Annotated in this window: 13 protein-coding genes; 6 read left to right on the top strand and 7 right to left on the bottom strand. The window is 74.7% G+C overall.

Annotation, left to right across the window (positions count from 1 at the left end; translation table 11 throughout):
• Positions 1 to 92: 92 nt before the first annotated feature.
• The 4 genes from PSED_RS08070 to PSED_RS08050 form a co-directional block, all read right to left on the bottom strand.
• Positions 93 to 2,894, bottom strand: coding sequence for a phage holin family protein (locus PSED_RS08070; protein WP_013673755.1), 2,802 nt, complete (start codon positions 2,892 to 2,894; stop codon positions 93 to 95).
• Complete coding sequence (locus PSED_RS08060; RefSeq protein WP_013673754.1) at positions 2,891 to 3,688, bottom strand: MBL fold metallo-hydrolase; 798 nt, start codon at positions 3,686 to 3,688, stop codon at positions 2,891 to 2,893. Before PSED_RS08060 ends, PSED_RS08070 begins: the two co-directional genes overlap by 4 nt.
• A 202-nt stretch (positions 3,689 to 3,890) precedes the next feature.
• The gene (locus PSED_RS08055; RefSeq protein WP_013673753.1) at positions 3,891 to 5,264 is read right to left on the bottom strand and encodes an ATP-dependent 6-phosphofructokinase; all 1,374 of its coding nucleotides are present in this window, start codon (positions 5,262 to 5,264) and stop codon (positions 3,891 to 3,893) included.
• Between the two features lie 113 nt (positions 5,265 to 5,377).
• Entirely contained in the window at positions 5,378 to 5,770 is a 393-nt protein-coding gene (locus PSED_RS08050; RefSeq protein WP_013673752.1) for a TIGR03618 family F420-dependent PPOX class oxidoreductase, read from the bottom strand.
• A gap of 190 nt (positions 5,771 to 5,960) precedes the next feature.
• Here PSED_RS08050 and PSED_RS08045 point away from each other — a divergent pair, with 190 nt between their 5' ends.
• The 5 genes from PSED_RS08045 (at position 5,961) to PSED_RS08025 (ending at position 10,129) form a co-directional block, all read left to right on the top strand.
• Entirely contained in the window at positions 5,961 to 6,911 is a 951-nt protein-coding gene (locus PSED_RS08045) for a hypothetical protein (protein ID WP_013673751.1), read from the top strand.
• Positions 6,908 to 7,492, top strand: a complete 585-nt coding sequence (locus PSED_RS08040; RefSeq protein ID WP_041759403.1) for a class F sortase — start codon at positions 6,908 to 6,910, stop codon at positions 7,490 to 7,492. Before PSED_RS08045 ends, PSED_RS08040 begins: the two co-directional genes overlap by 4 nt.
• A gap of 93 nt (positions 7,493 to 7,585) precedes the next feature.
• Entirely contained in the window at positions 7,586 to 9,100 is a 1,515-nt protein-coding gene (locus PSED_RS08035; protein ID WP_013673750.1) for an MFS transporter, read from the top strand.
• The gene (locus PSED_RS08030; protein WP_013673749.1) at positions 9,097 to 9,681 is read left to right on the top strand and encodes a TetR/AcrR family transcriptional regulator; all 585 of its coding nucleotides are present in this window, start codon (positions 9,097 to 9,099) and stop codon (positions 9,679 to 9,681) included. The genes PSED_RS08035 and PSED_RS08030 overlap by 4 nt, the downstream gene beginning before the upstream one ends.
• Before the next feature lie 37 nt (positions 9,682 to 9,718).
• Positions 9,719 to 10,129, top strand: a complete 411-nt coding sequence (locus PSED_RS08025) for an SRPBCC family protein (protein WP_013673748.1) — start codon at positions 9,719 to 9,721, stop codon at positions 10,127 to 10,129.
• 69 nt (positions 10,130 to 10,198) lie between these two features.
• Here the strand turns inward: PSED_RS08025 and PSED_RS08020 are convergent, their stop codons facing one another.
• Positions 10,199 to 10,600, bottom strand: a complete 402-nt coding sequence (locus tag PSED_RS08020; RefSeq protein WP_013673747.1) for a VOC family protein — start codon at positions 10,598 to 10,600, stop codon at positions 10,199 to 10,201.
• 20 nt (positions 10,601 to 10,620) lie between these two features.
• Positions 10,621 to 11,787, bottom strand: a complete 1,167-nt coding sequence (locus PSED_RS08015; protein ID WP_013673746.1) for an acyl-CoA dehydrogenase family protein — start codon at positions 11,785 to 11,787, stop codon at positions 10,621 to 10,623.
• A 117-nt stretch (positions 11,788 to 11,904) separates the two neighbouring features.
• On the opposite strand from PSED_RS08015, the gene PSED_RS08010 reads away from it, so the two are divergent.
• A complete protein-coding gene (locus PSED_RS08010) occupies positions 11,905 to 12,399 on the top strand; it encodes a hypothetical protein (RefSeq protein ID WP_049803334.1) in 495 nt (164 codons plus the stop codon).
• A gap of 35 nt (positions 12,400 to 12,434) precedes the next feature.
• Here PSED_RS08010 and PSED_RS08005 read toward each other — a convergent pair whose 3' ends face one another.
• Complete coding sequence (locus tag PSED_RS08005) at positions 12,435 to 12,989, bottom strand: carboxymuconolactone decarboxylase family protein (RefSeq protein ID WP_013673744.1); 555 nt, start codon at positions 12,987 to 12,989, stop codon at positions 12,435 to 12,437.
• Positions 12,990 to 13,140: the final 151 nt, after the last annotated feature.

Here is a 13,140-nt window from a genome sequence, read left to right as displayed (position 1 = left end):
GCAACTGAGCTGCGGGAAAGGGCCGTTCGTGCAACCCGGCGGCGGCCGCTGCAGGGCGCGTCCCCCTTGCACGAACGGCACAGTCGTGCCATTCAGTTGCGCGACAGGGCCGTTCGTCCGGAATCGGGGTGCGTCGTGGCGGACGCCGCAGCGGGTTCGGGGTGGCCGAGGTGGGTCAGCCAGCCGCGCAGGACGCGGTGCAGGGCCTCCGCGCCGACGATCTCGCCCGGTGCGGGCAGGTCGGCGGGGTACAGCAGGAAGCCGCGCGACTGCGGGCCGCCCAATCCGCCGTGCGACCCGACGTGCGGCTCGAAGGGCGGCGCGTCGTCGGTCCCGGGCTCGTAGCGACTGTTGATCATGATGTCGGCGCAGTGCGGGAAGCCGTCGACGCGGCGGACCAGGTCGGCGGCGTGCGGACCGTAGGCCGTGAGCGGGTCGGCGCCCTCGACCGCGTCGGTCGCGAGCCGCCGCGCGCCGTCGCGGCCCAGCACGACGGCCCCGTACTCCCGGCTGCGCACCAGCACGAACCCCACGCCGGGATGGTCGACGAGCGCGGGCAGCAGGGCGGGGAACTCGCGCTCGATCGTCTCCAGCTCGACGCGTCCCTCGTGTTCGGTGAACGACACCATCGCGACGTGCCCCGACGCCACGACCACGACGCCGGGGGCCGCCCGCGCGACCGCGCCCGGGCGCCCGCTCTCGGTGCGGGTGCGGTGCTCGGCGGTGCCCGCCCGCTCGACGCGCGCCCGCAGCCTGCGCGCGATCGGCCCGGTGCCCGACGTCGCCTCCGCGAGCACCGCACCGGCCTGCCAGCCCTCGGCGGGCCGCCGCGAGTCGTGCCTGTTCGAGGGCTCCCCCTGCGGGGCTCCGCACTGCCTGCCGACGAACTGCTCGATCGACTCCCCGAACCTGTCGGCGAAGGCCCAGCCCTGGGTCTGGCCGTGGTCGGAGAGCACGACGATGCGGTACGGACGTGGGGCGAGGTGCGTGGCCCGGTGCAGCCTGCCGATCTGGCGGTCGATGCCGCGCAACACCTCCAGCGTGTCGAAGCGCTCGATGCCCGAGTGGTGGGCCACCTCGTCGTAGCCCAGGAAGTCGGCGTAGACGACCGAGCGCCCGGCCATCATGTCCTCGATGATCGCCGAGACGACGATGTCGCGCGAGATCACCGTCGTACCCGGCCGGGCCAGCGGGTACCAGCCGCCGCGGCGGGTGCGCGGCCGGACGTCGGCGCGGCGCTGGCGGGCTGCGGCGAGCAGCTCGCGGCCGACGTCCACCAGCGAGGCGACGAACGTGCGCAACGCGTTCACCGGGTTGGCGAAGTAGGCGTAGTAGCCCGCCCAGAGCCTCTCGTGGCCGCGGCCGCGCCTGCGCCGCTTCTCGACGAGCGGGATCGCGCTCATCGTCAGCGAGACGTGCTCGGCGTCGCCGGTGAACAGGTTGCCGCGCGCGGCCCCGTCGACGGCGAGCAGCCCGCGGCCGTCGGAGTGACGGCGTTCGATCTCGGCGGCGTCGCCGGGGTGCGCGCACGCCATGACGTGGTCGCGGTCCTTCTCGTACCAGCGGAAACCGAGGATGTCGGTGTTGTCGCCGCGCAGGATGCCGCAGACGCTCGCGCCGGTCTGTGAGCTCCAGTCGCAGTGCCAGCCGGTCAGCTCGTGTCCGCCCTCGGCGAGCCAGCGCGCCAGCGTGGGCATGTCGCCGTCGCGCACCGCGCGTCGGACGACGTCGTGTCCGAGGCCGTCGACCTGCAGGAACAGCACGCCCGGTACCTGGTCCGGATCGGTGGCGGCGGCGCGGCGGGCCCGCCGGGCGGCGCGTCGGAAGAAGATCTCGTCCTCGTCGAGAGCGAGCAACGAGGAGATGACCGCCCCCACCGCGGCGAGCGCGACGGCGACGACCACGGCGGCGCGGAAGTCGTGGATGTGCACGCCGGGCACGACGAGGAACACCGCCGCGACGCCCGCACCCATCAGCAGGAACCCGCCGACGCCGAGGGTGAACAGCGCCAGCGGCAGCACGAGCCGCGCGACCGGTGGCCAGCCGATGGCCGTCAGCAGCCCGAGCAGCAGCGCACACACCACCGGCTGCCACCACGAGTCCATCTCGAAGCCCGGCAGCAGCCGGTCGAGCATGACCAGCGCGACGGCCGTCGCAGCCCACACGCACACCACCCGCACCGCGGCCCGGCCCCCGCGCAGCAGCCGGCCCCGCCCGTGCGGGAGTCCGGGCTCGGTCGCGCCCACGAGCGCGCTCCTCTCTCCCGTGCTGTCGGTGGGTCGTGCGCGGCGATCGCCGCTCACACGGGCTCTCCGGCGGCGCGCCACCAGCCCGCTCACCGCGCCGACGAGCAGCACCAGCACGGTGGCGACGAGCGTCGCGACCAGCGGGGAGTCGAACAGCCCACCGCTGACGACCCCCAGCACCGAGTACGCGACCGCCCACAGCAGCGCCGCGAGCGCGGCCGCCGGGACGAGCCGGCGCCACGGATGCCCGAGAGCCGCCGCGGCGACCAGGACCGGGATGCGGCCCGCCGGCAGCAGACGTCCGACGACGACCAACTGCCAACCGCGGCGGGCGAACGTCGCGCGGGCGGCGTCGAGGCGTTCGACGGGCTGGCGGCGGGTCACCCAGCGCACGGCGGCGTCGCTGCCCAGCCGCGCGACGCCATAGGTGATCAGGTCACCCGCGAGCGCGGCGACGGTCGCGACCAGCACGACCAGCGGCAACGACAGGTGCGGCGTCGTCATCGCGACGGCGGCGGCCGCCCCGACGACCGCGCCCGTCGGGACGACGGGGATCACCGACCCGACGAACACGCCCAGCGCGAGCAGCGGGTAGCCGATCCGCGCGGGGTCGGTGAGGTCGTCGAGGGACAGCGCGATCGCGCTCACACCCGGCCACCCGGTTCGACCACGGCCACCCGCGTGGGCCCCCCGCCCGCGGCGACCGCCGACGCGAACTGCCGCGGCGGCTCCACGAGCAGCCTGCGCATCCTGGCCCCCGCCCCGCCCGGCGCCCGGACCAGGCCCGGCAGCGCGAGCGTGCCCCAGTGCACGGGCACCGCGAGCCGCGGCCGCAGCCGTTCGACGGCGTGCGCCGCCCGGTCGGGGTCGAGATGGCCGGGCCCGAGCGTCGGACCCCAGCCCCACACCGGCAGCAGCGCGACGTCGAGGTCGCCCAGGGTGTCCATCACCGGGTGCAGGTCGGTGTCGCCCGCGACGTAGACCCTGCCGTCGTCGGCCTCCAGCAGGTGCCCGACGGCCGGGGCCTGCGGGCCGTGGGTGAACCGCGGTCCCCAGCGGTGCCCGCTGTGCGCGGCGGGCAGCGCCGTGACACGCAGGTCGCCGTCGCGCAGCACCTCACCGATCCCGAGCTCGACGACGTCATCGATCCCCTTGCTGCGCAACCACTCTCCGGCACCACGGGGAACGACGACGCGCGGGCCGCCGCCGGTGCGGCCGCCGAGCATGCGCAGCGACGGGAGGTGCAGGTGGTCGCCGTGCAGGTGCGAGAGCAGGACGAGGTCGACGCCGGAGTGGTGGGCGGGGTCGGGGAGGTCGACGACGCGGGTGAGTCCGCCGACCCGCCGGGTCAGCACCGGGTCGGTGAGCACGACCCGCCCGCCCAGCTCGACGCGCACCGTCGAATGGCCGAGGAAGCGCAGGCCGGGGAGCGCGTCGGACACGCCGCGAGCCTATGCGCCGCGGCGATCGCACGAACGGCACAGTGGCGCAACCGAATGGCACGAACGACCCGCTCGGGTGATCCGCGTCGGTCCCGGCCGGGTCGCACGAACGGCCCTTTCGCGCAACTGAGTGGCGGCAAAGGGCCGTTCGTGCGGGAAGGAGGGGCAGGGGCGGAGGGGCGCGGAGGGGCGGGGAGGGGGCTCAGGCCAGCTGCGGGGGCTGGCCCGTCGACTCCAGGACGGACATCCACAGGTCACCGTGCGGGTCCACCTGATTGCGCCTGCTCACCGCGAGCCGCATCGGGATGTGCACGAACCGGCGCCGGTACCGTCCGACGACCATCGCCGTCCGGCCCGACATCGCCGCGTGTACGGCCGCCTGCGAGAGCCGGGTGCAGTAGACGCTGTCGTAGGGGTTGGCCGGCACGCTGCGGATGGCGTAGCTCGGGTCGATGTAGCGGACGGCGGTCTCGATGCCCGCGGCCTCGAAGTCGTCGACGATCCGCCGGCGCAGGTACGGGCCGATGTCGGTGAGCCGGGCGTTGCCGGACGCGTCGGCGACGGTCGGGCCGGTCGCCACCAGGTCCTGACCCGCACCCTCCGCCACGACGACGACGGCGTGCCCGCGCTCGGCGACGCGCCGCCGGACGTGGGCGAGCAGCCCGCCGTCGCCCTCGAGCGCGAACGGCACCTCGGGGATCAGCACGACGTCGGCGTCGCTGCGGGCCAGCGCCGCATAGCAGGCGATGAAGCCCGAGTGCCGGCCCATCAGCTTGACCAGCCCGACGCCGTTGGCCGTCGACTTCGCCTCGACCCGCGCCGCCCGGATGGCGTCGCTCGCCAGCACGAACGCCGTCTGGAAGCCGAAGCTCTGGTCGATGTAGGGGATGTCGTTGTCGATCGTCTTCGGGATGCCGACGACGGCGATCCGCAGCCCTCGCTCCCGCACGACGCGCGCGATCTCCATGGCGCCGCGCATCGACCCGTCCCCGCCGACGACGAACAGGACGTTGACGTGCGTGTTCTCCAGGCAGTCGACGATCTCCTCCGGGTCCTGGTGGCCGCGTGAGGTGCCGAGGACGGTGCCCCCGTCGACGGGGATGTCGCGCACGGAGTCCGGGGTCAGCTCGACGACGTCGTGGCCGTAGGCGGGGACGAACCCCTGGTAGCCGTTGCGGAAGCCGATCACCCGCCGCACCTTGTAGTGGTACGTGAGACTGCGGACGAGGCCCGCGATGACGTCGTTGAGCCCGGGGCACAGGCCGCCGCAGGTCACGATCCCGGCACGGGTCTTCGACGGGTCGAAGAAGATGCTCCGCCGCGGCCCGCACGGTTCCATCCCCGGTAGGTCCTCGAGCCGGCCGCCGCGCGCGGCGATGCCCGCGACGGTGTCGTCGAGCAGGACGCGGTCGTCCTCGTCGACGTAGTGCTCGCTGGTCCGGCGGGCGTGCAGCAGTGGCTCCAGCGGCGAGACGATGCGGCCGGGGCCGAGGGTCTCGATCGAGAGGTCGGGTGCGGTCCCGGCGCTCGTCGGGGGTGGTCCGACCAGGTCGAGGTGGGGGGCGGCTTCGCTCATGGGCGTCCCTCGCGCGCCCGTGGCGCACGCAGCTCGTCGGGGCCACGTCGCGACGCCGGGACGCGGGTCTGAACCGTTCCAGTCTGCCGCAGGACAGCCGCGCTCGACAGGGGTCAGCGCATCCCGAGCATCCGGTCGAGCGTGATCTCGACGACGACACGGCGCGGGTTGACCCGCGGGACCCGGTAGCGCTGCGCGTAGCGGTGCTCGGCGTCGGCGACCGAGTCGCGGTCGGTGCGCAGCACGGCGACACCCTCGAGGCTCGACCACCTCGGCCCGTCGACCTGCGACACGACGGCCCGCACCCCCGCCGCCCCACCCGCCGCGACGTTGCGTGCCTTCTGCGACGTCCCCGAGCAGATGACGCGCGCGATCCCCTGCTCGACGTCGAGCGTCACGCCGACCGGCACCACGTGCGGGCTGCCGTCGCGACGCGGCGTGACGAGGACGCAGAGATGGCGCTCGGTCCAGAACTGCCGGAACTCCGGCGACGGGTCGACGATCACCCGTCCAGCGTCGCTCACCCCTGACCGGTGCGCGCGTCCGGGGGTGATCGTCGACGCAGCGTCGCCCACCACATCGGGCGATGCCGTATCGGGTGACATCGACGCTGGTCGCGGGCCGTCGACGCTAACGTTCCGCCACCGATACCGACCCGCAGCTCCCCCGACCCGACGACCGAGGAGGGGTCTCTTCGTGCTACCCGGAAACCGGACCGGACGGCTGACCGCGACGACCGTGCTCGCCGTCGTGGCCTTCCCGCTGACCGGCGCCGTCCTGGCGGGTCCGGCCGCCGCGGACCCCGCCCCCACGTCGACCCTCGCCGCCGTCGCCGCCCCCGCCACCGCGCCGGCCCTCGCCGGCACCGTCGCGGCCCCCGCCGCCGCGCCGGCCCTCGCCGGCACCGTCGCGGCCCGCGCCGCCGCGTCGACACTCGCCCGCACCGTCGCTGCACCCGTCGCGGTCGCGGTGCTCGCCCCCGGCGCGGCACCCGCCACCGTCGCAGCGCGCGATCTCGCCGCGCGAGCCCCTGCCCAGGCGCCCGGCTGCGCCGAGTTCCCCGACCAGGCCGCAGCGCAGGCCGCCCTCGACTCCGGCGCTGGCGACCGGGCGCTCCTCGACCCCGACCACGACGGTCGTGCCTGCGAGGACCACCCGTACCCGGCGCCCGTCTCCGTGCCCCCGGTGGCCCCGTCCTCGTCCGCTCAGGTGCCGCTGATCCCGCTGGGAGCGGTCCCCGCCGGTGACGGGTCGGCCGCCGCGGCGGCCGACCCGAGCACGTCGATGACCGTGACGCTCGACCGGGCGGGCGGCGCCGCGTTCGTCGGCGGGCTCGCGATGGTCGTCGTGCTGGCGATCGTGGGGATCGCGACGGTGGTGGCGTCGGGACGGATGCTGATCGCGGGCGTCCGGGGCAGGACCGTGACCACCACGTCGCCGGCGGACCACGAGCGCCGTCCCCCGGCTGCCCCGATCCCCGCCCCGCGCCGCGGGCCCGACGACACCGCCGAACCGACGCCCGACGAGGTCGCGCCGGCGCCCGGCCAGGTCGCGCCGACGGCGCACGACGAGGTCGTGAGTGGCGATGGTCGCCAGGGCGACCATCGCCGCGCACAGCGGCCGGAGCACGCCGGGGAGCGCCGCTGAACCGTGCGTGGGCGGCGGTCCTGTGTGCCGCGGCGCTGGCACTCGCACCCCTCGCCACCTCGGAGGGGCCACTGGCGGGCGGGGTCGCCTCCCCCGAGCGTCCGACGACGCGCCCCGCCGCCGCACCGCTGGTCCCCGCCGTTCCGGCGCGGGTCACCGCCCCGGCGATCGGTCTCGACGCACCGGTCGTCCCGCTCGGCCTCGACGCCACCGGAGCCCTCGCCCTGCCGCCGGACGCCGCGGTCGCGGGCTGGTACACCGGCGGCCCGGACCCGGGAGCGCTCGGGCCCGCGGTCGTCGCCGGGCACGTCGACTGGCACCACCGGGTCGGTGCGTTCGCCCGGATCGGCGCGTTGACCCCGGGCGACCTCGTCGACGTCGCCCGGCTCGACGGCTCTGTCGCGACGTTCGAGGTGCAGACGGTGCGGCGCGTCGCCAAGGACCGCTTCCCCACCGCGCAGGTCTACGGCGACCTGCCGGGCGCCGGGCTGCGGCTGGTCACCTGCGGGGGCCGGTTCGATCCGGGGACGCAGGGTTACGTCGACAACATCGTCGTGTGGGCCGCGCTGGTCGGAACGTGACCTTGTCCGCGATGCCGGTGCCCGAGTTGTGCGAAGTGTGCGGGACATGGTCCTCTATCAGGTGAACTCGTGTTCACCCGAATTGGAGCACATGTGGCGACAGTCGCGCCCCGCCGAGCTCGTCCCGCCGTCGTCACCGCCGTCCTGTGCTCGAGCGGCCTCGCGGTCGCGCTCGTGCAGACCCTCGTCGTGCCGCTGCTGCCGCAGTTCCCGCAGCTGCTGCACACGACCGGCTCGACGGTCTCGTGGCTGATCACGGCGACGCTCGTCGCGGGTGCGGTGTCGGCCCCGGTCCTCGGCCGGCTCGGCGACATGTACGGCAAGCGCCGGATGCTGCTGTCGTCGTTGGTCCTGGTCACGGCGGGATCGGTGCTGGGCGCCGTCGCCCCGACCATCGGGGTGCTGCTGGTCGGGCGGGTGCTGCAGGGGGCGTCGTTCGGCGTCATCGCGCTGGGGATCAGCATCCTGCGCGACGAGCTCCCCGAGGAGCGGGTCGGCGGCGGCATCGCGCTGATGAGCTCGTCGCTGGGCATCGGCGCGGCGGTCGGGCTGCCGCTGGCGGGCGTCGTCGCGGAGGTCGTGTCGTGGCGGTACCTGTTCCTCGGCGTCGGGCTGCTCGGGCTGGCGCTGACCGTCGCGGTGAGGACCGTCGTCCCGGAGTCCGCGGTGCGCAGCGGCGGCCGGTTCGATCTGCTCGGGGCCGTCGGTGTGACGCTCGGCCTGGTCTGCGTGCTGCTGCCGATCTCCAAGGGCTCGGAGTGGGGCTGGCGCAGCCCGGTCGTGCTCGGACTGCTCGCGGCGGCGGCCGTCGTGTTCCCGCTGTGGGGCCGTCACCAGCTGCGGACGCCGGGCCCGCTCGTCGACCTGCGGGTCACCGCACGCCCCGCGTTGCTGCTCACCAACATCACGACGGTGCTCGTCGGCTTCGCGATGTTCGCCTCGTTCGTGATGACGACGCAGATCCTGCAGGCCTCCCCCGCGAGCGGCTACGGGTTCGGGCTCTCGCTCGTGGCCGCCGGCGTCGCGATGCTGCCGATGGGGGGTGCGATGGCGCTGCTCTCGCCGGTGTCGGCGCGGATCTCGGCCTGGCGCGGCCCCCGGACGACGCTCGTGCTCGGCGGCATCCTGCTGGTCGCCGGCAACCTCGCCTCGGCCGCCCTGCCCCGGGGACTGGGCATGGTCATCGTCGCGATGACGATCATCGCGATCGGCTGCGCGATGGCCTACTCGGCGCTGCCGCTGCTGGTCATCCGGGCGGTCCCGCAGTCCGAGACCGCCGCGGCCAACAGCCTCAACACGCTGATGCGCCAGCTCGGGACGTCGACGTGCACGGCTGTCATCGCGGCGATCACGTCGGCGATGACCCTGCACGCGGGCGGGCTCGCCGTCCCGCCGCGGGCGTACACGATCGTCTTCGTCGTGGCCGCGGCGACGGCGCTGGTCGGGACGGCGCTGGCCGCCGTCACCCCGTCCGCCGCGGGCGAGGACACCGGCGACGACCACACCGGTAGCGACGGCCCCGGCGACTGCACCACCGGGCACGGCGGCACCGGACACGGTGGCACCGGACACGGCGACCCGGCGCGGGCGACGCTGAGGGCGGCATGAGCGGCACGGTCGCGGCCACCCGGCCGGCCGGGGAACGCCGCTGTGCCGCCGACACCCGGGAGGCGCTGCTGCGCGCCGCGCGCCGGCACTTCAGCGTGCACGGCTACGCCGGTGCGACGTTGCGCGCCATCGCCGCCGAGGCCGACGTCAGCGCGGCGCTGCTGGTGAAGTACTTCGGCAGCAAGGAGGGCCTGCTCACCGCGGCGGCCGACCTGGAGGCCGAGACCGCCGCGCTGCTCGACGCCCCGAACGCCGACCTCGGCCGGCACCTCGTCGCGGCGCTGCTCGACATGCACGACCGCGCTCAGGTCGATCCGCTGCTGCGCGTGGTGCTGACGGGCCCGCGGCCGGGCGGGGAACGCATCGTCGAGGAGCTGGAACGGCGGCTGGTCGGTCCGCTCGCGGCCCGGCTCGCCGGCCCGGACGCACGGCTGCGCGCGGAACTGGTGTGCGCGCAGCTGATCGGGCTGGGTGCCCTGCGACTGCTGCTGACCGCGCCCGGGATGGTCGCCGAGTCGCCGGCGGCGCTCGTCGACCGGCTCGGACCGATCCTGCAGGCCTGGATCGACCCGCCCGCGTAGGGCGGTTCGCGGCCGGCGCCCGGGGTACCCGCGGGCCATGGGCGACTACGAGCACCGCACCACCGTCGCGGCGGACCCCGACGCGCTGTTCGACTACCTCTCCGACGTGCACCACCTGCCCGACTACTTCGCGGCGATGCGCGAGGCCGAGCCGACCGGCGAGCGCTCCCACGGCCACGAGGAGGTGCGCGTCGTCGCCGAGGTCGAGGGGACCCGCCGCGAGGGCGAGGCGTGGATCGACGCCGACCGCGACGCCCGCACGCTCTCATGGGGCTCGGAGGGCCCGAACGGCTACGGCGGCGCGCTGGAGGTCGGCGGCACGCCGGGGGACGCGACGGTCACCGTGCGGCTGCACACCGAGCGGGCCGACGGCCCCGGCATCCGCGCCGGCCTGGAGCAGACGTTGGCCGAGATCAAGACCGCGGTCGAGGGTACGTCGACGTCCTGAGAAGAGGCGACGTGCCCAGGTCGTGCGTGGCGATGGTCGCCCTGGCGACCATCGCCGCTCACAGCGGGCTCAGCGGACGTCGCGGCGGATCGGGTGCTCCGGCGGTACCTCCACGATGACGATCCGGGTGCCGTCGGGGTCGGCGATCCACATCTCGTCGAGACCCCAGGGCTCGCGGCGGGGTTCGCGCAGTACGCGCACGCCCCGGTCGGCGAGCCCGGTGTGGGTGGCGGCGAGGTCGCGCACCTGCAGCCACAGCCGCAGCCCGGCCCCCTCGGCGTCGGGGGTCGCACCCTCGGCGCCGGGTTCGGCGGCGTGCGCGGACACCTCCAGCAGCCCGTTGCCCAGGAAGAACACCGTGCCGCCGGGGAACTCGCGGTACACCGCCAGCCCGAGGACGTCGCGGTAGAAGCGCAGCGCGGCGTCGGGATCGGCGGGCCGCAGGATCGCGCGGCTGCTCAGGATCTCCACGCCGCCAGAGATTAGGGGGCTCAGTACGACCGCGGCAGCCCCAGCACGTGCTCGGCGACGTAGTTCAGCACCATCTCCTGCGAGATCGGGGCGATCTTCATCAGTCGCGACTCGCTCCACCAGCGCCCGACGTCGTACTCGTCGGCGTAGCCGAAACCGCCGTGGGTCTGCATCGCGCGGTCGGCCGCGTAGTGCCCGGCCTCCGCGGCGAGGTACTTGGCGGTGTTCGCCTGCTCGCCGCACGGCAGGCCGGCGTCGTAGCGCCACGACGCCTCACGGATCGCGAGCTCCGCCGCCCGCAGCTTCATGTGCGCCTCGGCCAGCGGGAACGCGATGCCCTGGTTCTTGCCGATCGGACGGCCGAACACCTCGCGGCCGTTCGCGTACTCGACCGCCCGCCGCACCGACACCCGCCCGATGCCGAGGGCCTCGGACGCGATGAGGATGCGCTCGGGGTTGAGCCCGTCGAGGAGGTAGCGGAAGCCCTTGCCCTCCTCGCCGACGCGGTCGGTGACGGGGACGCGCAGGTCGTCGTACCGGGTCTCGTTGGACGCGACGGCGTTGCGGCCCAGCTTGGGGATCGGCCGGATGTCGACCTCGGGGACCTGCAGGTCGGCCAGCAGCAGCGTCATGCCGTCGGTGCGCTTGGCGCACTCCTCGATCGGCGTGGTGCGCACCAGCAGCAGGACCTTCTCGCAGTCGCCGGCCTTCGACGTCCACACCTTCTGGCCGCGAACGACGTAGTGGTCGCCGTCGAGCCGGGCCCGCGTCGTGATCGACGTCGTGTCGGTCCCCGAGTCCGGCTCGGTCACCCCGAACGCGACGTGCAGGTCGCCCGACGCGACCCGCGGGAGGTAGCGCTCCCGCATCTCCTCGCTGCCGTACTTGACGACGGGGTTCATCCCGAACACCGACAGATGGATCGCGCTGGCGCCGTTCATCCCGGCGCCGGACGCGGCGACCTCCTCCAGCACGATCGAGGCCTCGGTGATGCCGCGCCCACCGCCGCCGTACTCCTCGGGGATCGCGATGCCGATCCAGCCGCCCTCGGCCATGGCCTTGTAGAAGTCCCACGGGAAGCGGTGCTCGGCGTCGCAGGCGCGCCAGTACTCGTCGCCGAAGTCACGGCAGACGGTGCGCACCCCCTCACGGATTGCACGGTGATCGTCGTCCTCGGCGAAGTCCACGCCGCCGATGATGCACGCCCGGCGTCCGCGGCGCAGCCTCCCGACCGACCGGACGGTCCGTTGTTGCGCGACGGTGCCCGATTTGGTGGGGTCGGGAGCCGACAGGGGGTGACCGGAGTGACGGTCAGGGCGGAGAAGACCGGGTTCTGGCGGTCGCACTACGCGGTGACGCTCGACGGCCGACCCGCCGCGACGTTCGACAGCAGCACGTGGAGGGGCGGCGGCACGTTCGAGACGCGCGACGGACGGTCCTACCGCGTGGTCGCCCGCCGGTTCGGCAGCCACTACGAGCTCTGCCGCGTGCTCGGATCCGACGACGTGCTCTCCGAGCCGCTGGCCGTCGCCGAGCGGGTGGGCCGCAGGAACTGGTCGATCAGCGAGTCCGACGGCACGACCTACCGGTTCCGCCGCCGCTCGTTCTGGGGCAGCGAGCAGGACCTGCTCGGCCCGGACGGCATGCCGGTCGGTGAGGTCCGCAGGCTCAGCGTGTGGCGCGGCGGGGCGCGCGCCGAGCTGCCGAGGATGGCCGAGGAGCTGCAGGTGTTCGTCGTCGCCGTCGTCATCTGCATGTGGGACGCACAGGCCGCGGGAGCGACCGCGGCCGCGGGATGACGCGTCCCGCGACCGGGTGCCCGGGCGCCGGGCGGTCAGGTGCTGGCGCGGATCGCGCCGAGCTCCGCGGCGTCGTCCGGGTCGATGCGCAGGGCCGTCATCATCCGGGCGAGCCCGAGGTAGTGCCCGGCGAGCAGCATGACCTCGACGATCTCGCGCTCGTCGAGGTGGGCCGCGAGCGCGGCGTAGCGGTCGTCGGGGACCTGCCCGTCGCGCACGAGGTCGGCGACGACGTGCAGCGTCGCGGTCTGCCGGGCGTCGAAGCAGGGCGCGGTGAGCTCGCCGCGGTCGAGTGCGTCGACCTGCTCGTCGGTCGCACCCGCGGCCCGCGCGATGCCGACGTGCTGCTCCCACTCGTAGCGCGCGGCGAGACGGCCGACCTGCATGATCACCAGCTCCCGCAGCAGCGGGTCGACGGACAGGTCGTTGAGCAGGACGCCGCCGTAGCGCAGCCACGGCCGCAGTGCCGAGGACGCGTTCGCCACCATCCCGAACACGTGCAGGTCGGGGAGCCTGCGCAGGGCGGCGGCGACGCCGTGGGGGTCTCCGTCGGGGACGGCGTCGGCGCTGACATAGGACACACGGGCCATCGCCGCAGACTATGTCGCGCCCGGCCGGGGTCGCCCACACGGACGGTTGTGCGACCCCCGTCACATCGGCTCGGGTCGCCGGAGCGGCCCGTCAGGGCTACCGATCAGTACGGACGTGAGCTGCGCGGGCCGGGGTGCCACCGGGGACCGA

It is taken from the genome of Pseudonocardia benzenivorans CB1190, assembly GCF_000196675.2.
Taxonomy (GTDB): domain Bacteria; phylum Actinomycetota; class Actinomycetes; order Mycobacteriales; family Pseudonocardiaceae; genus Pseudonocardia; species Pseudonocardia benzenivorans.
This window is presented reverse-complemented; position numbering and strand designations above follow the sequence as displayed.

What these genes read in the sequence shown, in the direction of transcription:
- PSED_RS08055 (WP_013673753.1), bottom strand. Translation starts at nt 5,264, where the DNA reads ATGAGCGAAGCCGCCCCCCACCTCGACCTGGTCGGACCACCCCCGACG.
- PSED_RS08025 (WP_013673748.1), top strand. Translation starts at nt 9,719, where the DNA reads ATGGGCGACTACGAGCACCGCACCACCGTCGCGGCGGACCCCGACGCG.
- PSED_RS08030 (WP_013673749.1), top strand. Translation starts at nt 9,097, where the DNA reads ATGAGCGGCACGGTCGCGGCCACCCGGCCGGCCGGGGAACGCCGCTGT.
- PSED_RS08005 (WP_013673744.1), bottom strand. Translation starts at nt 12,989, where the DNA reads ATGGCCCGTGTGTCCTATGTCAGCGCCGACGCCGTCCCCGACGGAGAC.